We start from the raw sequence: 20,653 nt of genomic DNA on the forward strand, positions 1-20,653 counted from the left end.
GGGTGGCCCGCACTCGCCTATTACTGGCGATGCCGGGTGAGAGTCAGGCCCACGTCGTGGACCTGTGCCGGGTGCTTCAGCCCATGCGTCCTGTTGCTCAGTCGGCGGCCGCGGGTGTGACCACGTTGCGACCACCATCGGTGTGGTACGGAGTGAAAAATCGTGAAGCGTTCGCCCCAAAGTAGTCACATGTCGAGCTCGTCAGGACGGTGACGCACCCCCTCATAGTCACCAAGTTCCCACGTTTCCGTGGACGTTCCCTTTGGTTTCGCCCAGTAGAAGAGGTCGTGGGTTCAAATCCCGCCACCCCGACCAGCATGTGGCCACCATCACACAATGGTGGCCACTTTTCGTTGGAAACATACACGGGGCAGCGTCGACCAAGACTCCACACGAGATTGCGACTACCGGGCAACCACCTTTTCGTCGCGGTCGCCCGTTGCCTTGTTGGTGGTCGCCGGCGAAGGAGTGCCGACGGCTAGGCCAGCGGTGGTCGGCATGATGTCTCGCCCCTGTCTTTCCAATGATCGGCCTCGCGGATCCAGCGGAAGGGATTGTGGGCCGCAGGCCGAGCGGCACCGGGCCATCAGGCTCCTCAATTCGCGGGACACGGGCACCCCGGCACGGCCCCCGGACTCCACCGCCTGTCCCCGGAGCATCGCCCGGCGTCTCGGGGGCAGGGCCGGACGGCGCGCGCCGCCGGGCGAGAGCTAGCCTTGCCCTGGAAGGAGCCCGATGAGCACGACGAGCAGCACCCGCGCCGCGACACCGGAGGCCTCCCGGCCGGCCGATGCCCGCGCCCGCCGGGAGATCGCCGGGCGGGCGATGGAACGCGTGCTCGCCGTCGTGCTGATGCTCGCCTTCGCCATCTGGACCCTGCTGGTGGTCACGGGCCGCACGGCTCATCTCGACACGGCCTTCGCACGGACCTCCCCCCTTCTCCCCCGCTCGGCGGGAGCCCAGATCGCCGAGGCCTACGCTTTCCTCACCCATCCCGCCCTCATCACGGCGGCCATCGTCGGCCTCGCGATGTGGTCCTTCAAGGAGCGGATGCGGCGCCTCGCACTGGCCCTCCTCATGGCCGCGGCGGGGATGCCGGTCCACTGGCTCATCTCGAGCGCCTTGGACATCAGCCACCCGCATTCGCATCTGCTCGATTCTCTGTCCGTCGTGGGCGGCACGTACCCGAACGCCCAGATCTCGGCCGTCACCATCGTCTCCTCGATGCTGCTCGTGCTCACGCGCGCCCACCGGCGGCCCACCTCGGATATGGCAGCGTGGTGGCTGGCCGGCATCGCCGCGATCATCGCCGCCTGCTACAGCCAGTGGGCGATGGGCCTGGCGCACGCCTCCGACCAGATCGGCGCCATCCTGTGGGGCGCGGCCGTGACCAATGCGAGTCTCGCCCTGGGCGGCATCGACACGATCCTGTCCTCCTGGGCGCGCCTGGGCCTTCCCACGCGCAGCGTCGACAAGCGCGCCGCCGTCATCTACAACCCCGCGAAGTTCTTCGACCTATCCCTCCTGCGCCGCCGCATCGAGGCCGAGGTCCTGGCCGCGGGATGGCGTCCCACCCAGTGGCTGGAGACGACGCCGGAGGATCCCGGCCGCTCGATGGCCCGCCAGGCCCTCGCCGGCGGCGCCGACCTCGTCCTCGTCGCGGGAGGGGACGGAACCGTGCGGGCGGTGGCCGGCGAGCTCGCCGGGACCGGCCTGCCGATGGCGCTCATCCCATCGGGCACCGGCAACCTGCTCGCCCGCAACCTCTCCATCCCCCTGGACACCGACGCCGCCCTGCGCCTGGCCCTGTCCGGCGATCCCACCGCCATCGACCTGGTGCGCGCCGCATGGGACGACGGCGAGGAGACCTTCGCCGTCATGGCGGGCCTGGGCCTGGACGCCCAGATCATGGCGGACACGAAGGACGAGCTCAAGAGGGTCATCCGCGCCGGGGCCTACGCCGTCGCCGCCGTGCAGCACGCCAGCCCGCGCCCCTTCCGGGCCACCGTCGCCCTCGACGGCGCCGCCCCCGAGGAGCACGACATGGTCATGGCTCTGCTGGGCAACGTCGGCACGATCACCGGCGGCATGACGATCTTCCCACGCGCCACCCCCGCCGACGGCAGGGTGGACCTCCTGCTGGCCCGCCCGGACCGGGCCATCGACTGGGCGCGCATGGGCGCGATGATCCTCGCCGGCCGGGTCCCGTCCGGGCTCACACTCGCGCAGGCATCGCGCGTGTCCATCCGCACCGATGAGCCCGTGCCCATCGAGCTCGACGGCGATATCGCCGGCACCACCCGCACCCTCGACATCGAGGTCATTCCCGGGGCGCTCTCGGTCATCGCCCCGCCCCGCCCCTGAGCCGGAGGAGCGGTCGGGCACGGCCCTGGGCGCTGGATAGACTCGCGCCCATGACCTCCTCACCATCCCTGCGCTCCGGCCTCACGGTCGCCCTGGGCCGCGCGGCCCGCGTCGCCGCCCGCCTGCGCGGTGGCGGCAGCGGCGGAACGGCCTTCCCCGGGCTCGTCATGGAGAAGGCCGATCCCGGCTTCCTCGCCCGCGCGCTCGGCCAGCTGCCCATGGGCGTCGTCGTCGTGACCGGGACCAACGGCAAGACGACGACGACGAAGATGGTCGTCCAACTCCTCGCCGAGCAGGGGCTGAGGGTCGTCACCAACCGCACCGGCTCGAACTTCGTGCGCGGGGTGCTCGCCTCCCTCCTCCACGACGTTGACGCCGTCGGCCGCCTGCGCGCCGATGTGGCCGTGCTCGAGCTCGACGAGGCCCACGCCGTCCGCTTCGTCCAACTCGTCAAGCCGCGCGCCTGCCTGCTGCTCAATGTCATGCGCGACCAGCTCGACCGCTTCGGGGAGATCGACTACACCGCCTCCCTCCTGCGCAAGGTCGCCCTGGCGACCACGGGCGCCGTCGTCACCAACGCCGACGACCCGCGCCTGGGCGCGCCCGCTTTCACCGAGGGCCTGGCCGCCCCCGTGACCGCCTTCGGCGCCTCCCCCGAGCTGCGCTCCCTCTTCCTGTCCGACGATGAGCTGCGCACCGGCGCCGCTGACGCCACCGCCGCCCGCCATGTGAGCCCTCGCGTGGTCCTGGAGTCACTGAGCGGCCAGGACGCCACCGTCCGCGTGGACGGGGTCGCCCACGAGGTGCGCTTCGCGATCCCCGGCATCCACAACCAGCTCAACGCCTGCGCCGCCCTGGCCGTCGCCCTCGAGGCCCTGGGAGATCGCGCCGACACCGCCCTACCGGGCCTGCTGGGCACGCTCGGGCGGGTGCGGGCCGCTTTCGGCCGCGGCGAGGTCCTGCGCCTCGATGGCCGGGAGGTCCAGCTCTGCCTGGTGAAGAACCCGGCGGGCTTCCGCATGGGCCTGCTCACCGCCGCCACGGCGCCCGGCCCTGAGTCGATCATGGTGGCGATCAATGACGAGTACGCCGACGGCCGGGACATGTCCTGGCTGTGGGACGTGGACTTCTCCGGACTGCGGCAGACGGGCGCAGCCGTGGTCACGGGCGTGCGCGCCTGGGACATGGCCCTGCGACTGCGCTACGACGAGGTGGATGCGGGGGCCGTGGAGCCGGACCTGGCCCGGGCCCTGGACGCCTTGCGCGAGGACTCGCGCCGCACGGGCCGGCCCATGCGCGTCTTCACCACCTACACGGCGATGCTCGCGCTGCGCGCCCGCCTGGGGGAGCTGACCGAGGTCGAGGAGGTCATGAGATGAGCGCCCAGTTCTACGAGCACTCCGGCGAGGCGGGCGGCGCGAGCGCCGGCGCCCTGCGCGTCTTGCAGCTCTACCCCCGGGACATGAACATCTACGGGGACTGGGGCAACACCCTCGTACTGGCCCGCAGGGCCCAGTGGCGCGGCTACGACGTCGAAGTCCTCTCCTACGACCCCGGCGACGAGCTGCCCGACGGCGTCCACCTCGTGGTGGGCGGCGGCGGCCAGGACTCCGGCCAGGAGCGCATCACCGCGGATCTCCAGGCGCGGGCCGCCGAGCTGCGCGCCTGGGCCGCCGATGGAGTGCCCATGCTCGTCATCTGCGGCCTCTACCAGCTCTTCGGCCACCGCTTCCTGACCGCTCGGGGAAGCGAGATCCCCGGCATCTCCGTATTCGACGCCGAGACCGTCGCCGGTGATGGGCGCCTGATCGGCAATATCACCACCACCAGTGAGGTCTTCGGCGGCATCGTCGGCTACGAGAACCACTCCGGGCTGACCACCCTGGCCCCCAACCAGGCGCCCTTCGGCCGAGTGCGCTCGGGCGATGGCAACAACGGCCAGGACGGCACTGAGGGGGCGCTGGCCCACCACGTCATCGGCACCTATCTGCACGGCTCGCTGCTGCCGAAGAACCCGGCCGTGGCCGATTGGCTCCTGGAGCGGGCCGCGAGGGCCGCCGGCCTGGAGTGGGTCGGCGACGCCGTGGCGCACCCCGGCCTCGACGGCACCTGGGCGGACAGGGCCCGTGCAGTGGCCATGTCCCGCCCGCGCTGAGCCCTCGGCCCGGCCCGCAGGCGGCGCGGGGAACCACAGGGATTCGCAGGGCAGGGCCGCCTTCCGAGTTGCTTGATCGCCAGGATAGGCTACCCTGATAACCTCTGATCATCGGCGGCCCGAGCGGGCCCCCACGAGGACACCACCCAGAGATTCACTGTGAGCACTTCAGCCTTGACTCGCCGCGCCGCGGACGCCCGATCCGCCGAGACCGCCGATACTCCGCTCAGTGACCTGCTTCCCGGGGCACGAGCCATCATCACCGCCGTCGGCGCCGATGCCGCGTGCCTGGACCCCGGTGCGCCGCATGGCCGACTGGCCCGCCGCCTCCATGACCTCGGCCTCATCCCCGGCCGCGCCATCACCGCGCGCAGACGGGCGCCGCTGGGGGACCCGACTGTCTTCCAGGTGGCCGACTACGAGCTGTGCCTGCGCCGCCACGACGCCGCCCTCGTGACCGTCCGCGTCATCGACGATGCCCCGGACCCCGCCGCGCGGGCGGCAGGAGCGGCCTCGTGAGCGCCGACCACTGCGGGGACTCGGCCTCCTGCCACTGCGGGGGCTCGAGCACCGCCGTCGCCGTCGGGGATCGCCGGGTCGCGCTGGCCGGCGCACCCAACGCCGGCAAGACGAGCATCTACAACGCCCTGACCGGCCTGCGCGCCAAAACCGGCAACTACCCGGGCGTCACCGTCGCCCGCTCGCAGGGGCGCTGCGTCATCGATGGCACGGGCCTGACCATCGAGGACCTGCCCGGCGCCTACTCCCTGGAGCCCATCAGCCCCGATGAGCAGGTCGTGCGCGATGTCCTCACCGGTGGCCTCCGGGAGGTGAGCACCCCGGACGCGCTCGTCGTCGTCGTCGACGCTACGACGCTGCGTCGCGGCATGACCTTCGTGGCCGAGGCCCTCGCCCTGGGGCTGCCCACCTGCCTGGCCGTCACCATGACCGACGAGCTCGCGCGGCGCGAGGGCAGGCTCGACGTCGCCGCCCTCGGCGAGGCCCTGGGCATCCCGACCGTGCGCGTCCTCGGGCACCGCGGCATGGGCATCCCCGAGCTGCGCGAGCGGCTGGCCGAGGTCGCCACCTGGCCGCGCACGCCGATCACCCCTCCGAGCGATCCCGCCGAGCTCGCCTCCTGGACCGACTCGATCCTGGCCGCGGCCGACTACGCCTCCCCGGCCTCGGACCGCACGACCGCCGCGATCGACCGCGTCCTGCTGCACCCGGTGGCCGGGACCATCGTGTTCCTGTCGGTCATGTACTTCTTCTTCCAGTCGATCTTCACCTGGGCCGCGCCCTTCCAGGACGCGATCGAGAGCGGCATCGGCTCCCTGGGCGAGTTCGTGCACGGCCGACTGGACGAGTCCCACCCGCTCCTGGGCGGTCTTCTCGCCGACGGCCTCATCGGCGGCGTGGGGGCGGTTCTCGTCTTCCTGCCGCAGATCGTCATCATGTTCCTCATCATCGCGATCCTGGAGGGCGTGGGGTACATGTCCCGGGCCGCCTTCCTCATGGACCGGGTGATGGGCAAGGCCGGGCTGGAGGGGCGCGCCTTCGTGGCGCTGCTGTCCTCCTTCGCCTGCGCGATCCCCGGCATCATGGCCACGCGCACCCTGCCCAGCGCCAAGGACCGCCTGGCCACGATGCTCGCCGCGCCCCTCATGACCTGCTCGGCCCGCCTGCCCGTCTACGTCATCATGATCTCCCTGCTGGTGGACTCCGAGGCCCGCATCGGGCCCTTCGGCGCGCGCGGCACGATCATGTTCGGCCTGTACCTGCTGGGGGCCCTCTCAGCGATGGCGGTGGCCTGGGTGGCCAAACGCCTGACCGACCGCGACGGCATTCTCCTGCCCTTCTACATGGAGATGCCGCCCTACCGCCTGCCCCGACCGCGCACGGTGGTCCTCATGGTCTGGGACGCCTGCAAGGGCTTCCTCAAGAAGGCCGGCACGATCATCACTCTGACCACCGTGGTGCTATGGGCGCTGCTCAACGTGCCCATGCGCTCCGAGGCCGACTTCGAGGCGGCCTGCGCGCGCAGCGCCGAGTGCTCCGCCATCACGGCTGCGCTCGACAACCCGGCCGCCTCCACCGTGCTGGGCGACGACGGCGAGCCCATCACCGACGCCGACGAGCTCGACGCGCTGCTGGAGGCGCAGAGGACCTCCCACACGATGAACAACTCCTGGGCCGCGAGCATCGGGAGGGCGGTGGAACCGGTCTTCGAGCCCCTGGGCTTCGACTGGCGCGTCAACGTGTCCGTCCTGTCCTCCTTGGCGGCGCGCGAGACCTTCGTAGCCACGCTCGGCCAGATCTCCGCCGCCGAGGACCCCGAGGCGCCCAGCGCCCACCTGGCCACGATGACCTACCAGGAGGACACCCTCACCAACAGGGCCGGCGATCCCCTCTTCAACCCCGCGACGCTGGCGGCGATCCTCGTGTTCTTCGTCTACGCCCTGCAGTGCATGGCGACGGCCGGCGCCATGCGCCGGGAGACGGGGACCTGGAAGTGGCCGCTTGTCGCCTACGGCTACATGTTCGCCACCGCCTGGGTGATGGCCGCCCTGGCGCGCACGATCGTCGCGACCCTCCTATGAGGCTCGCGCGGCGGGGGCGCGGGCCGGTGCCCACCCATCCGCTGGCCACGCCCGATCCGGCAACCCTGCGCTGGGTGATCCCCGATGGGCTGCTGCCCTTCGCCGGGCCCCTCGCCGCCGCCCCTGCCGCGCTGCAGGCCCTCCTGGACGACGGCACCCTGGCTGCCGTGCAGGTGGCGCCCGGGGCCGTGCTCACACTGCTGGCGGATGGCCGCGCCTGGGCGGATGAGGGAGCCCGGGTGCGCGCCGCGCTCGTCGAGGCGCTGGGCTCGCCGCAGGCCTGGCGGCCGGCGGAGCGGGCCAGGGCCGTCGGGCCGGATGAGGCCCTGAGGACCGCCGCCCAGGAGATCGCCGCAGGACGCGTGGGCGCCTTCGCCCGCAGCCATGGCGGGTCTCTCGAGGTGCGCGCGGTGCGCGACGGCGTCGTCGAGGTGGCGATGGAGGGGGCCTGCCATGACTGCGCGGCGGCGGCCATCACCATGCATGCGCGCTTCGAGCACCTACTGCGGGTGCGCTGCCCTTGGCTCGTGGAGGTGCGGGAGGCCTCCTGAGCGCCGACCGGCCGGCGCGCCGCTGGGCGCGCCGGAGCGCTCGATCTTGCCTCGCCGGGCCCGCCTGGGCGCGCAGCGCCGTGGGCCGCCGTCCCAGATCACCGCCGGGGCCCACCGGGGCGAAGGGGCGACCCACTCGTAGACTCGCCCCATGGCGACTCCGGAATTCATCCTGGCCCTGCGTGAGAGAATCGGCCACGATCAGTTGTGGCTGCCGGGGGTCAGCGTGGTCGTCGTCGCCGGGGATGGGCGACTGCTGCTCGGGCGGCGCGCCGACAACGGCCAGTGGGCGGTGGTCTCGGGGATTCCCGAGCCGGGCGAGCAGCCGGGCGCGGCGGCGGTCCGCGAGTGCCTGGAGGAAACCGGGGTGGCGATCGAGCTGCTGGGCCTGACGCATGTGGGAGCGGGTGAGCCGAAGACCTTCCCCAACGGCGACCGCTGCGTCTTCATGGACATCGACTTCGTGGCGCGGCCCGCGGCCGGGGCGGGGCTCGCGAGGGTGGCCGATGACGAGTCGACGCAGGTCGGCTGGTTCGCGCCGGACGCGCTGCCCGAGCCCCTCATGGGCTCGGCGCTCCGCCGCATCCGCGCCGCCCAGGCCTGGTTGGCCAGTCCCGCCGCCCCCACCGCCTTCGACTGACCCCTCCCCCCTATCAGCGAGACCGGTCGAAAATAGGATCGAGACCGGTCCGCCCCGGGGGCGATCACGACGGCGCGCCCCGCGACGGCCGAGCCCGCGCACCCGGCCTCACCGCGGAGGCTCGATCACCAGCGGCGCCTCACCGGGGGCGATCACGACGGCGCGCGGCGCGGGAACCAGATCGAGCTCGACGCGCAGGCGCTCCCCCTGCTCACCGACGGCGTCATAGCGCAGGTGCTCATCGGTCAGCCCCGCGATCTCCGTGCGGGCGCGCACGAGCCAGGGGTGACGGCGCCGCAGCCCGATGAGGTCCTGGTGCAGGCGGAGCATCGGCGCTCCCAATGGCGAGAGGCCCTCCGGGGCGGTGGGCAGCGGCGGGCGGATCTCGTCGTCGCCGCCGATCTCATCGCGCTTGACGCCGGTGAAGGCCTGCTCGTCCCCGTAGTAGATGGAGGGGACGCCGCCCACGGTCATGAGGATGACGACGGCGAGGGCCGCCTTGGACGGCCCCACGCGGCTGGCGATGCGGGTGACGTCGTGGTTGCCCACGAAGGTGGCGGGCAGGAAGGCGTCCATGAATTCGTTGTGGCGCTTGAGGCACCAGTCGAGCTCGAAGAAGTTGGCGTCGTTGAGCGAGCTCCAGACGGCCTTCCACAGCTCGTACTGGGTGAGGCTGTCCACACCGGAGGCCTCGACGATTCCCGCGTAGTCGCCGTGGATGACCTCGGCCATGAACCAGGCGCTGGGGTGGCGCTCGCGCACCGCGGGCAGGACGCGGGCCCAGAAGGCGGGCGGGACGGCGTAGGCGGCGTCCAGCCTCCAGGCGGTGGCGCCGCGGTCGAGCCAATGGTTCATGACGTCGCCCACGAGCCGGGCGGTCTCGGGGCTGTCGTGGTTGAGGATGGGCAGCGAGCCGTGCCCCTCGAAGACCGCATAGGAGTCGTCCGCCCCGGCTGACTCAGCGAAGTGGAAGAGCTCGCGCTCCGCGCCGCCGGCCAGCGCCGCCTGGAACAGGGGGTGGTCGTAGCCGACGTGGTTGAAGACGCCGTCGAGCATGAGGGCCAGGCCCCTCCTCCGGCAGGCCTCGGCGAGGCGGTCGAAGGCGGCGTCGTCGCCCAGGCGCGGGTCGATGGCGAAGTGGTCGGTGGTGTCGTAGCCGTGGGTGGCCGAGCGGAAGATCGGCCCGAGGGACAGGCCGTTGACGCCGAGCTCGACGGCGTAGTCGAGCCAGGGCTCCAGGCGGTCGAGGCGGGCGGGGGCTTCGGGATCGGGCGCGGAGGGCGCCTCCCCCGGGGAGGCTCCCTCTCCTGCGGCGGGCCGTATCGGCGCCCCGGTGGCCCCCAGCGGGTAGATCTGCCACCAGATCGCGTGATCCACCCATGCGGGGCCTCGGCTCGATGGGCTCGTTCCAAGCTGATCGGGACTCATGCGGTGAGCGTACCCATCGATCGGGGCCGGGGATGAGGAACCGCGGAGCACCGCGAGCACGGTCCCGCCCGACGCCAGGGCGCCCCTGGACCGGTGCGCCCGAGGCCCGGCGGACCGCGCGGCCAGGGGCGGGAGCGGGGCCTTGAAGACCAAGGCGTGAGAACTGTCCCTGCTCGAGGGGGTGCGCCGAAGGATACGATCGGGCAACAATAGTGAGCATGCTCGCCACCGTTGCCCTGCCAGCCCTGCAGATCGTCCTGATCCTCGTCGTCGGATTCCTCGCGTGGCGCGCCGTCCAAGTGGCGGCCCAGGCACGATCGGAGGCTCAGGCGGCCAGGTCGGAGGCCTCCGCAGCCCGCGCAGCAGCGTCCGGCTCGGGTGGGGGCGTGCCGCCGGAGGCTCTGTCCCGGATCGAGGAGCAGTTGCGCCGATTGGGCGCCACACGGGCAGCGGACGCGGGCGAGCAGCATCACGCGGCTCCCAGCGAGCGCTTGATGAGCGAGAAGGCGGACGCCTACCGCGGCTTCCTGCGGGAGATCGCCTCCGAGAACACGTATATCGGTACCGGCCTGCCCGTGCGGATCTCCGATGCTGCCGAGGAGGCGCTGAGCCGTCTGCGCTCGGTGACCGTGCTCATGGGCTCGGAGGAGATCCTGCGCTCGCTGCGGAACTTTTCGATCATCCGCGGCCAGCGGCCCCGCACGCGGTGGACTGAGCCGGCGATCATGGCCTACGCGCGCCTCCAGGTATGCCTCGTGCAGGCGATCCGCCGTGACCTGGACACCGCCAGCGAGCCCTTGAGCCCGGAGGAGACCTGGGCCTCGATGAGCGCGGGGACGGCCGATCCCGCCTTCCGCCTGGCCATGCTCACCCCGATCTCGGAGGTGCTGCACCATGCGGGTCAGGACCTGTCCCTCTACGATCTGCGCGAGGAGCCGACGGCGCACGCGTGGCGCTCGGCGGCCAGCGCGCGGTCGGCGGCCAGCGCCTCATCGGCGCAGCGGGCGCAGACCGGCCCGATCACCCCGATCGAGCAGCCCATCGCAGTCGAGCCCACCGCGCGGTCGGCCTCCGGGTCGGCGTCCGCTCCCGTGGCCGAGCGCGCCGCTGAGCCCATCGCCACCGCGCTCCAGGCCGAGCCCACCGCCTACCAGCAGCGCATCAACCGGTCCGAGCCAACCGATTACGGGACGCACGGGCGCGCGTCAGCCGGCAGCGCCCCCTCCGCCGCGGCCCCAGAGGCGGCCGCCCCCGTCGCGGCGGACCCGGGTCCGGCCAGCGCCTCGTCGCGCAGCAGCAGCGCCCAGATCCCGCCCACCGAGGCGACGATTCCCGACACCGTGTCCTCGCCGACGGCACCGGGAGCCGCCTCGCGGCGCCCCGTCCATGCCCCGGGGCGCGCAACGCACAGGTCGGCGGCCTCCTCGCCCACGGTGAGGTTGTCAGCCTCCTCCGCCTCGTCCATGACCGTGTCGGTGTCCTCGGCCGCCTCGGCGGCCTCCTCGCCCACCGCCTCCGGCCCGGCGGCCGGAGCCGATGAGCCCTCCGCCCCGGCCAGGCGCGGCCCGAGCCGGCCCGGCGCCCGCGGGCAGGCCGCCGCGGGACGAGCGAGGGCGGCTGCGGGGGCCGGATCCGCCTCCTCCTGGTCCCAGGTCGACGGCGCCCGCCCCCAGTGGGGCCTGCGTCAGTTCGCGCAGGAGAGCCAGTCGGGCCGAGGCAGGTCCGGCTCTTCCGGCTCCCAGGACCGTTCGGGCCGCCCGCGGCCGGGGCGGGTCACCGCTCCCAGGAAGTAGGGCCCCGGCTCATCGCATCACGTCCCGGCGAACCGCGAGAGGCAGGCCGACGGCGCCCGCCGCCCCATCCACGGGGCGGCGGGCGCCGTCGTCGAGGTGCTCGCGGCCACCGCTCAGCCGGTGACGCCGCGCCGTCAGTTACTGCGCCGGGCGCATCCAATCGGGGATGGTGCCGGGGTCCCGGGGGAAGTGGGAGAGCTCGTCAGCGCAATCCTTGGCGCTCACAGGCGGGTCGAGATCGGGCTTGCGGTCGTAGTCGACGTTGACGCTCAAACGGTAGCTTGGGGCGGTCATGGTCAAGTGCGCCCAGGTCCATGTTCCGCCGCGGGGGTGGGCCATGGCCACGCGCAGCTGCACGGCCTCGTGGACGATCTCGCCGGGGATGACATTGTCCTGCTGGGCCCCGTTGATGAGGGCGGTGGTCCGAGCGGACGCGCGCAGGCCGACGGCCTCGATCTCGATGCCGGCCTCGGTGGCGCCGACCTGCTCCATGAACGCGGCGAGGTTGCCCTGGAGGCCGCCGATCGCCTGCGACTGGGCCTCAAGGCCTCCGCCCATGGGCCCCATGCCGCCCATCATGTCCATGCCCATCTTCGGTCTCCATTCGTAGGTGTCATGAGTTCAAGTGCTGTGACTCGTCTACGGTATCCGCAATCGCACCATGGCACCATCAGTATCGGGAATCTGGCGCATGCATGGGCGGGGCAGGAGGCCGACATCGTCACGCCTCCGGCGAGAAGCAAGCGGCCTGCGCGATGCGCGGGCGCCTGCCGCGCTGGACCCAGCTCCCCCGACCGGGGGGCATGCGGGCCGGACGGGTTCCTCCCAGGAGGGCGCCCTCATGGCGGTCGCCATCCATGAGGAATCCGGTTCCGCCATTGTCTCGCAGCGCCAGGAGGACGGGATCGTACATGGCATGCGAGGCGCCGGCGGTGGGGCGGGCGAGGACGACGTTGAGTCGCAGGTCCCTGGCTGAGGGCAGGTGGGGGACGATGGGAGACAGGATGTTGGTCCCTCCGGAGGAGAGGATGTCGTAGTCATCGATGACAAGGACGATGCGCGGTCCATCAGCCTCTTCGCCCTCAGCTATCAGGGAGGCACGGCGGTCGAGCTCAGAGGCGATGGCGGTGGAGAGGCTGCCCGCGGTGGTCGACGAGGTCGCGTGGCCCCCGAGGTAGGGCTCAGGGCAGGCGCGGGCGACGTCGCGTCGCACGTCGTAGATGCCCAGCACGAGCTCCTCGGGGGTGGAGCGCGCCACGAGCCCCTCGACGATGCCGCGCAGGACGGTGGACTTCCCGCAGCGGGCATCGCCGAACACGAGCAGGTGGGGGTCGGTGCCGCCCAGGTCCAGCTGCAGGGGCGACATGGTGTCCTGGAAGATCCCCAAGGGGACCTGGTCGGGGCACTCAACGTCATCGGGCAGGGTGGCGGGGTCGATGATGTCCGGGAGCTGGCGCACCGCCATGGGACGGGAGCCGGTCCAGGAGGCGTTCATCTCCTCGGCGAGTTCGTCGAGAGCGGCGCCGACGCCCCGGTCCTGCTCAATGCGCTCGACGGGCAGGGCCAGGTGGCCGAAGAGCTTGTCGGGGCGCAGCACTCTGCCGGGGGCATCGGGGGCGAGAGTCTGGGAGAGCTTGCGCGCGATGAGGGAGTCAGCGGGGTCGTTGAGCCGCAGTTCGAGTCGGGTGCCGAAGAGCGGCTGCTGGGCCATCTTGAGATCATTGGCGCGGGCGAGGGTGGTCACGATGTGGACTCCTAGGCCTCCGCCGCGCCTGATCAGCTCGTCGATGCCGTCCTCCAGCTCGGGGAAGTCGGCGCGGATGAGGCCGATGCCATCGATGAGCAGGACGACGTCGGCGCTGGCCAGGCCGTCGATCCGCCCCTCTCGGTGCTCCGACCGCATCATCTCCAGGGAGTCGATGCGGTTGGCCGCGATGATCCGCTCGCGTTGGTCGAGCATGGCGACGGTCTCGTCGAGCACGCGTCGCATCCGCTCGCGATCACCGCGGGTGGCGATGCCCCCGACGTTGGGCAGGTGACTCAGACGGCTCAACCCGCCACCGGTGGCATCGATGCCGTAGAAGGAGAGGCGCGAGGAGGGCAGCGCGAGGGCGGCCGACGTCGCCAGGGTCATGAGGAAGGTCGTTCGGCCGCTCTGGGGCGCGCCCATGAGGGCGATGTGTCCGCCGCCGACAGTCAGGTCGAGGTCCCAGATGTCCTGGCGCTGGTGGGCGGGGTCATCGACGAGGCCGATGGGCACGGTCAGGCCCGGAGGGTCCCACAGCGCGTCGGGGGCGCGGGGCGGCTGCCCCGGCTTGCGGCTCAGCTCGCCACGGTACATGCCGGTCAGGGAGAGCTGACGGGGCAGTGGTTCGAGCCAGACCGGCGTATTGGCCGGTGCGGCCCGGGAGAGCTGAGTGACGATCGAGTCCACCACAGTGGCGCGGATGGTGCGGGTCTCCGGGAGGGGCTCGCCGGCATCGGCTCCGGCCTCGCCCTCGCTGCCGGCCTCCAGCTCGTTGTACACCGGCAGGAGGAGCGGGCGGCGATCGGTGATCTCCTCCGGTTCTGGGATGTCGTCGAGCTCGTCGAGCGGGCCGGAGACGAAGCCGGAGCGGAAGCGGGTGTAGATGGAGGTATCCACTTTGAGGTAGCCGTAGCCGGGGGCGGAGGGGAGGTGGAAGGCGTCGCCGTTGCCGAGCACGGTAGCGGACTCCGACTCGGTGAAGGTGCGCAGGCAGAGCCGATAGGACAGGTATGTGTCCAGGCCGCGGAGCTTTCCCGCCTCGATCCGCTGGCTGGCGAGCAGGAGGTGGACGCCGATCGACCGGCCGATGCGCCCGATCATGAGCAGGAGGTCGATGAAGTCCGGGTTGGCGGTCAAGAGCTCGCCGAACTCGTCGATGATGACGAAGAGGTGCGGCATGGGCGCCATGCTCGGGTTCGACTCGCGCAGATGTCGGTAGTGGCCGATGTCGGGGGAGTTGCCGGCGTCTCGCAGTTGCTCCTGGCGGCGGAGCACCTCACCGGCGATCGAGGAGCGCGCCCTCTCGGTCAGGCCGGCATCATCAGCCAGGTTGTCCATGAGCCCGACGATGTGCGGCATGGTGGCGAACGGGGCGAAGGCCGCGCCGCCCTTGTAGTCCACGAGGATCATCGAGAGGTCGTCTGGTGAGTGCGTGGTGGCCAGAGCAGCGATAAGCGTGCGCAGGAGCTCGGATTTCCCCGAGCCGGTGGCGCCGATGCACAGGCCGTGGGGGCCAACGCCCAGTTGGGCGGACTCCTTGATGTCGAGGAGCACGAGCCTGCCGTCGTCGTCAGAGCCGATGGGCACGCGCAGGAAGTCCCGCAGCGGGCGCTTGGCCCACGATGCGCGAGTGTCGACGTGCCGGGGGTCGGCCACGCCGAGGAGGTCGCTGAGCGAGGTGGTGGCGGCCTCCGACTCCTGGCGGTGGGCCGCCGCTCCCAGCGAATGAGGCGCGAGGGCGCGCGCGAGTCCCTCCATGAGGGCCGGGCCGACGGCGTCGGGCTCGCAGAGGAAAGGCTGGGGTGTATCGGGAACCGACGGATCCATGGATGCGCCGGGCCGCTGTTGAGTGCGCAGGTCCTCCACGAGGATGCCGTCATCGGTGACGGTCAGGCGCCAGGAGGGCGAGGAGGGCTCGTCGAGGCGGTCCTCGACGAGGTGGAGGGTGGTGACCCCGATATCGCCGGGGGTGAGCGATTGGTCGGGGATGCTCAGTGCCTGCGCCGGACCATTGAGCTCGGAGACGACCAGGAGGCGGGGGGCGTGGTACGCGGTACGGATCCATGATCCGCGCGATCCCACTTCCTTCGTCGCGGCAGCGATGTCGGGCCGGAGCAGGCGCTCGAGCTCCTGGTGGTTCGGGGCGACGCGGCGCAGGGCTATCGGGCCGTCAAAGGCCCCGGCCACGCGCAGGTGCGGCAGTCGTGCGGCGCAGTCCCAGGCGCTGGCCCGCTCCGGCTCGTAGGCGAGGGCGACCAGCAGGTCCTCGGGGGCGTGGAGAACAGCGGCCTGCGCGAGTAGGGCGCGGGCGATGGCCGCGGTCGAGTCCCTCGGGCCGATGATCGAGACGTCACCGGCGCAGTCGAGGTCAAGCGCTGCCGGCAGGCCGTGCTGCACGCTGTGGCGGCGCAGCACGGCCTGCGCCTCGGTCATGAGCAACGGGTCGATCTGGGGCGGCATCCCGCCGCCGGGAATGCGCACCATGGGGACGGGGAGGTCGGCGATGCCCAGGCGCAGGTGGAGGAAGTCGCTGTCCGACAAGCGCCGTTCCCAGCGCCGTTCCGGAGCGCGCGCCATGATGACCAGTGCTGAGGGATCGGGCTGGGTCTGGAAGAGGTCCTCCCGGTACTGCGCCGATCGCGCGGCAGCCTCGCTGTCAGTCGAAGAGAGCTCGTCGAGGTATTGGTCCCTGCGCTCTCGACGCTGCCGCCCCTGCCCGGAGCGCCGGGAGATCATCATCGCCCCCATCCCGAGCATGGTGACGACCATGACCACAGCGCCGAGCATCGCGAAGATCGGGTTGCCCCGCATGACGGTCATCATGAGCATGGATGAGCCCGCGCCGGCCAGGGGCAGGAGCATCTGGAAGGGGAAGGGCTGGCCCGCACCGGTATCGGTCAACTGGGGCGGGATCGGCAGGAGGGCCCCTTCCGGGGGCTCGACGGGGGCGACGACGCGCCCGGGCCTGTGAACGACCTCGATCATGGGGATACCTTCCCGATGGATGGCAGGAGCTGGTCGCGACCGCCGAGTCTCCTCTCGCTTGCGAGCGCTCGGCGGGAGCGCCGCGAGAGGGCGGCGATGCAACCGCTGATCGACGTGGCGGCAACATCGGCGATGGCGCGGGAGGTCAGTGGGTCGAGGAGGCCGGGCGCCGAGGCCGAGCCCCCGTCCCCGGCAAGGGAATGGTCGAAGGGCACGAGGCTCTCCCCCACCCCGAGCTCGGGCACGAGGGGGTAGCCGGGCCTGGTGGCGACGACGACGTGCAGGAGCGCGCCGCGCTTGCCCCGGGCATCGCTGAGCAGGCGAGCGGCCAGATCGCGTCCCCTGTCCATGCTGGCGCGCTGGGCGGGGGAGACGAGGATGGTGCTGTGATGGCGCCGATGGAGATCGAGGAGCGCGGGGCCGAGGTCGTCGGCGGTCCCGGTCTCGGTGACGGCTGTGTCGAAGAAGCGCAGGTAGTCGCACTGGGCGCGGGCCCAGGAGAGCATGAGCGCATCAGGGTTGTCCGGGCCCTCGGGCAGGCGCAGACAGGACAGGAGGCCGTCGGGGCTGCTCCCGAGGGCCTCGATGGCCTGGGCGACCGTCCTTGGAGCGCGCGCTGCGGGCATCTCCGCGGCGCTGGCGGAGTACGGGAGGAGATCGGCGGCGGAGCGGGGGCCGGGCGACGCGCTGATGAGCAGGCCTGGACGGCGTCTCTCCCGCGCCATCAGGGAGGACAGCAGCAGTGCGATGGTTGTCGCCCCGGCACCCGGGGCCGTGGGCACGACGAGGATGCGGCCTGTGAGCGGCAATGGCCTGCGAATGGCCCGCGATGTCTCGATCGCACGGGATCGATGCCCCGCTCCCCCGCCGATGAGCGTGCCCCATCGTCGCAGTGCGCCGAGAGGCCCTCCTGCCGTGCGCCGCGCCCGCGCCGTCATGCGAGCACCGCCAGTAGATGCGAGTAGAGGCCAGTCAGCCCGCATAGCAGGGGAAACGTGGCGACCGTCGCCAGCGTCTCGAGCCTGTCCCCGATTCGCCGCAGGCGGATGCGATCACGCGCTGGTGGATTCAGCAGGCTGGTGGTCGTGATGAGGATGGCAGCCGCGCCGATCGCCCATGGCCTGGAGATCTCGGGAATGCGTGCGGACAGGACGAGGACGGGGATCAGCGCGGCCATCCATAGCGCGGCGACCTCGGTGGTCAGGGGGAAGGCGCGCGAGCGCAGGAGCACTGCCAGGCTCAGGCACAGGGTCAGGGCGATCGCCCATGGGTCGGTGCTCGCGGCGAGAGCGGAGATGGACGCGCCCAGGCCGATCGCGGTGACGAGGACCGCGCTGAGAAGGTGGTCGTGGGCGCGCTTGACGCTCCGGTGGAGGCGGTGGCGGTCGGTCAGGCGGCCGGCCATGGCTTCGTCGTCGAGGCGGGAGATCCCCGAGGACGTCAGTGCCGACCATGGCAGAACTCCCAGGATGATGAGGCAGACCAGTCCCATGGCGCCGTGGGCGATCGCGCTGGATGCCGCGGCCCTGTCGAGGGCGACCCATATTCCGACGAGCCCGAGCCCGAGCAGCGTCCCCGACGCCCAACCGATGCGATGCTGGCCCAGGCAGTGCGCGCCCGCGCACACGAGGAGGAGGACGATCGAGGCGATGGTGGCGCCGGCGATATGCGCCGCCCAGGCTCCCGGCAGGAGGAGGCCGCAGGCGAGGAGCCCTCCCAGGGGGCCGACGACGGCGCGGTACCTGTTGGATGCGGCCGCGATGATCGACTCGGCGACCATGGCCAGGGCGCCCGGCACGAGGGCGGCCCATGCTGGGGAGGCACTGGCGCCGGCGGTGTCGGAGGCCCATGGCCAGATCGCTGACGCGAGGGCGATCGCGGTGATCGAGCCGACCAAGCGCATGCGGTCGCGCTCGGACCATCGATCCGGGTGGGTGTCAGTGGCCTCGGCCAAACCGTTCGAGATGTCGGCGACCTGCATGGGCGCGGGGGCCTGGTCATCGGCGACGACCCTGATGATCTCGCCGTCGAAAACGGATTGCGCGGCGAGGTCGAGCTCGAGATCGACCAGCGCGCCATCGGGCCTGACGAGGCTGACGGAGGGGATCTGGTGTCCGGCGGTCAGCCCGAGCAGATCCATGAGCATGGGCATTTGGATGCCCATCGGCTCATCCGACGGCAGGACCGCCTCCGCGCGGGAGCGCTCGGTGACGAGGGTCAGTCGGGTGTAGGGCATCACTGGTCGCTCACCCGTTCCGAGGGGCCTGGGTCTGATTCAGCGCCCGGGGCCGCGTGCGGGGTGGCGGGGGCCTGCACGGGCTCCGGGGTCGTGTACGGGGTCGCCTCGCGCATGGGGGTGCCGCGCGTCCCGGATGGGTTGCGGATCGTGTCCAGGTGCGTGGAGAGATAGCCGTAGCCGACGCAGCCGGCGCTGATGAGTGCGGCGACCACCAGCGAGCCGATCATCGGGGGCGCCGTGCGCCGGACGGCCGTCGAGGATCGCCCTCGCAGTAAAGCGATCCGCAGCCGGGCGTGGTGGACCTTCGCGGATTCCAGGATGGCGGAGTCGTTGTCACGCGGCATGCCGTCCACCTCCTGCGGGTGTCGCGCGCGTGGCTCGGATCATGCGGGGATCCTCTCCAGCTCGGCGGACAGTCTGACCGTGCCCAGCTCGATTGTGCAGGGAAGGGGGATGCGGTATCGCGTCGAGGGTGCGCATTGCTGGATGGCGCCGTTGAGGCCGATGATCCGGGTGCCGCCGGCCGAGCCGAGATCGGCCAGGTAGAGAGAACCGTCAAGGAGCTCGAGATGCGCATGGTTATCGGAAAGAGCAGTTCCCATTGCCGGGATGTCCACGGTCCCGTGAGGGGCGAGCGCTGGGATCTGCCGCGTTGCGCCCCCGATGATCGTGGGCGAGGACAGGAGCCACGTCCATCCATGGACGGAGCGCAGGCGGAGCGCGTACCTCGGCGAGGGGATGGGTGGCGCCGAAGGACGGGCGGGCTGCGGGGGCACCGCGGGCGGCAGGCTCGAGGGGGTCGCCGTGGGCACCGCTGAAGGCGCGGGGGCGCCGATATCCATCTGGGACGATCGGGGCCCGGGAGCGCTGGAGGCCGGTGGTTGTGAGGCGGGTGGGGCGGGGACGGGGTTGAAGGCGGCCGCGGTGGGCGCGGGCGGGAACGGTGGGGGCGGGATGTCGGAGGGGCGCGGTGTCCGCGGTTGCGGCGCGGCCCATGCGGCCTTCCGGGGGACGGCCTGGGTGGCGGGGACTCCGGAGGACTGGGGCTCGATCCTCGGCGTTTCACCGAGGGGGCCGCGAGATGGGTCGGGGCCGCGGCGCATGTCAACGGTCGTCGCCCCCATGGCGTGCCCCAGCGCGACCTGCGCGATGAGACCGCGTGGTGTTCCCGTGGGGAGCCCGGCCTGCTCGTCGACCGTGCGGAGACCGAGAAGCGCCCCTCCTGCCCACCGCCCGCGCCGACCATGGCAGTCGAGGAGGTGAAGGAGGGCGAGGGGGCACACGATGATGAGGACGAGTCGGACCCAGGCCGGACCCGGCAGGATGACACCGACCGCCAGAGGGACGACGACGAGGACGACGTCGATGATGTCGGCGGCGAGCACGGCGATGAGGGCGGCGGGGACCCATGGCCGACTGTCCGAGGCGGGGTGGGCGCGTGCCTCGGGGTGGGGTGTCATGGGGCTCCTTCCTGGGGTGGTGGGCCGGTGGCGGTCTGTTGTCACTGTAGCGATGGGGGTGGGCGTGCGGTATGTCCGTTGTCCCACGTTGGTGTGGGGATTGTCCTGGTGGGAGTTGGGGTGTGAGGGGTGCGGACGGGGTTCGCGGTGGGATGGGTGGGATAGAGCGGGGCGGTGGGCCGGGACGCGCAGCGGAGGGGTCTCGTGCCTGATGGGAGGGTCTGCTAGGGTGCGGTTGCCGCCGCGTGTTGCGGTTTTGTGATCGGGTTGGCGGGCGGGGCGCCCGTCGGCCTTGAACACGTCGAGTCCCGGAGGATGGAGGTCCTTGGTATGAAGTTCGATATGGCAGAGTCGGCGCTGGCGGAGTTGGCGAGGAAGACGTCGACGTCACATGACGATCTGGGAAGTCTGGTCAAGAAATTGGTGGCGGCGGCCGAGCCGCTGGAGGGGCGGTTCAATGGGGCCGCTCGAGCGGCGTTCGACTCGTTCAAGGGGCGGACGGACCAGGTGGCCAATGATCTGAATGGGGCGTTGGCGTCGGTGCTGGGCGGTATCAAGGGGATGGATTCGGCATTCACGAGGGGCGTGGCCGATATGGTCGAGTCAACGAGGCGGGCCGAGTCGGGGGCGAATTTTGATGGGGCCTCGTTCGGGCCGAGGGCCTGAGGCGCCTGTCGGATACTGGAGGAGT

Annotated in this window: 16 protein-coding genes; 9 read left to right on the top strand and 7 right to left on the bottom strand. The window is 71.7% G+C overall.

Features of this window, described 5'->3' with window-relative positions:
- Window positions 1-735 precede the first annotated feature (735 nt).
- The 7 genes from B6G06_RS09395 (at window position 736) to B6G06_RS09425 (ending at window position 8,310) form a co-directional block, all read left to right on the top strand.
- A complete protein-coding gene (locus B6G06_RS09395; protein ID WP_080462221.1) occupies window positions 736-2,364 on the top strand; it encodes a diacylglycerol/lipid kinase family protein in 1,629 nt (542 codons plus the stop codon).
- 50 nt (window positions 2,365-2,414) lie between these two features.
- Window positions 2,415-3,743, top strand: a complete 1,329-nt coding sequence (locus tag B6G06_RS09400) for a Mur ligase family protein (RefSeq protein ID WP_081172003.1) — start codon at window positions 2,415-2,417, stop codon at window positions 3,741-3,743.
- Window positions 3,740-4,519 carry a type 1 glutamine amidotransferase gene (locus tag B6G06_RS09405; RefSeq protein WP_081172004.1) on the top strand — a complete coding sequence of 260 codons (780 nt, stop codon included), beginning with the start codon at window positions 3,740-3,742 and terminating at the stop codon, window positions 4,517-4,519. Before B6G06_RS09400 ends, B6G06_RS09405 begins: the two co-directional genes overlap by 4 nt.
- A 159-nt stretch (window positions 4,520-4,678) precedes the next feature.
- Complete coding sequence (locus B6G06_RS09410) at window positions 4,679-5,038, top strand: FeoA family protein (RefSeq protein WP_229657832.1); 360 nt, start codon at window positions 4,679-4,681, stop codon at window positions 5,036-5,038.
- On the top strand, window positions 5,035-7,119 hold the full coding sequence (gene feoB / locus B6G06_RS09415; RefSeq protein WP_081172005.1) for a ferrous iron transporter B: 2,085 nt from the start codon (window positions 5,035-5,037) through the stop codon (window positions 7,117-7,119). The genes B6G06_RS09410 and feoB overlap by 4 nt, the downstream gene beginning before the upstream one ends.
- Before the next feature lie 26 nt (window positions 7,120-7,145).
- On the top strand, window positions 7,146-7,670 hold the full coding sequence (locus B6G06_RS09420) for a NifU family protein (protein ID WP_229657831.1): 525 nt from the start codon (window positions 7,146-7,148) through the stop codon (window positions 7,668-7,670).
- Window positions 7,671-7,821: 151 nt separating this feature from the next.
- Window positions 7,822-8,310: an NUDIX hydrolase gene (locus B6G06_RS09425; protein ID WP_081172006.1), complete on the top strand. Its 489-nt coding sequence runs from the start codon at window positions 7,822-7,824 to the stop codon at window positions 8,308-8,310.
- Window positions 8,311-8,418: 108 nt separating this feature from the next.
- Here B6G06_RS09425 and B6G06_RS09430 read toward each other — a convergent pair whose 3' ends face one another.
- Window positions 8,419-9,738, bottom strand: a complete 1,320-nt coding sequence (locus tag B6G06_RS09430; protein WP_081172309.1) for an alpha-amylase family protein — start codon at window positions 9,736-9,738, stop codon at window positions 8,419-8,421.
- 218 nt (window positions 9,739-9,956) lie between these two features.
- On the opposite strand from B6G06_RS09430, the gene B6G06_RS09435 reads away from it, so the two are divergent.
- Window positions 9,957-11,531, top strand: coding sequence for a hypothetical protein (locus B6G06_RS09435; protein WP_081172007.1), 1,575 nt, complete (start codon window positions 9,957-9,959; stop codon window positions 11,529-11,531).
- A 138-nt stretch (window positions 11,532-11,669) separates the two neighbouring features.
- Here the strand turns inward: B6G06_RS09435 and B6G06_RS09440 are convergent, their stop codons facing one another.
- The 6 genes from B6G06_RS09440 to B6G06_RS09465 form a co-directional block, all read right to left on the bottom strand.
- Complete coding sequence (locus B6G06_RS09440; RefSeq protein ID WP_229657830.1) at window positions 11,670-12,122, bottom strand: hypothetical protein; 453 nt, start codon at window positions 12,120-12,122, stop codon at window positions 11,670-11,672.
- 130 nt (window positions 12,123-12,252) lie between these two features.
- Window positions 12,253-16,263 (bottom strand): type VII secretion protein EccCa, encoded by a 4,011-nt coding sequence (gene eccCa / locus B6G06_RS09445; protein ID WP_081172008.1) that lies wholly within the window; start codon window positions 16,261-16,263, stop codon window positions 12,253-12,255.
- The gene (locus B6G06_RS09450) at window positions 16,260-17,045 is read right to left on the bottom strand and encodes a hypothetical protein (protein WP_125898927.1); all 786 of its coding nucleotides are present in this window, start codon (window positions 17,043-17,045) and stop codon (window positions 16,260-16,262) included. Before B6G06_RS09450 ends, eccCa begins: the two co-directional genes overlap by 4 nt.
- 152 nt (window positions 17,046-17,197) lie before the next feature.
- Complete coding sequence (locus tag B6G06_RS09455; RefSeq protein WP_125898928.1) at window positions 17,198-18,499, bottom strand: EsaB/YukD family protein; 1,302 nt, start codon at window positions 18,497-18,499, stop codon at window positions 17,198-17,200.
- Window positions 18,499-18,846, bottom strand: a complete 348-nt coding sequence (locus B6G06_RS09460; RefSeq protein WP_081172011.1) for a hypothetical protein — start codon at window positions 18,844-18,846, stop codon at window positions 18,499-18,501. The genes B6G06_RS09455 and B6G06_RS09460 overlap by 1 nt, the downstream gene beginning before the upstream one ends.
- Before the next feature lie 39 nt (window positions 18,847-18,885).
- The gene (locus B6G06_RS09465) at window positions 18,886-19,962 is read right to left on the bottom strand and encodes an FHA domain-containing protein (RefSeq protein ID WP_081172012.1); all 1,077 of its coding nucleotides are present in this window, start codon (window positions 19,960-19,962) and stop codon (window positions 18,886-18,888) included.
- A gap of 330 nt (window positions 19,963-20,292) precedes the next feature.
- On the opposite strand from B6G06_RS09465, the gene B6G06_RS09470 reads away from it, so the two are divergent.
- Window positions 20,293-20,628: a WXG100 family type VII secretion target gene (locus B6G06_RS09470; protein WP_081172311.1), complete on the top strand. Its 336-nt coding sequence runs from the start codon at window positions 20,293-20,295 to the stop codon at window positions 20,626-20,628.
- Window positions 20,629-20,653: the final 25 nt, after the last annotated feature.

The sequence above is a fragment of the Actinomyces gaoshouyii genome, assembly GCF_002076915.1.
In the GTDB taxonomy this organism is placed as follows: domain Bacteria; phylum Actinomycetota; class Actinomycetes; order Actinomycetales; family Actinomycetaceae; genus Actinomyces; species Actinomyces gaoshouyii.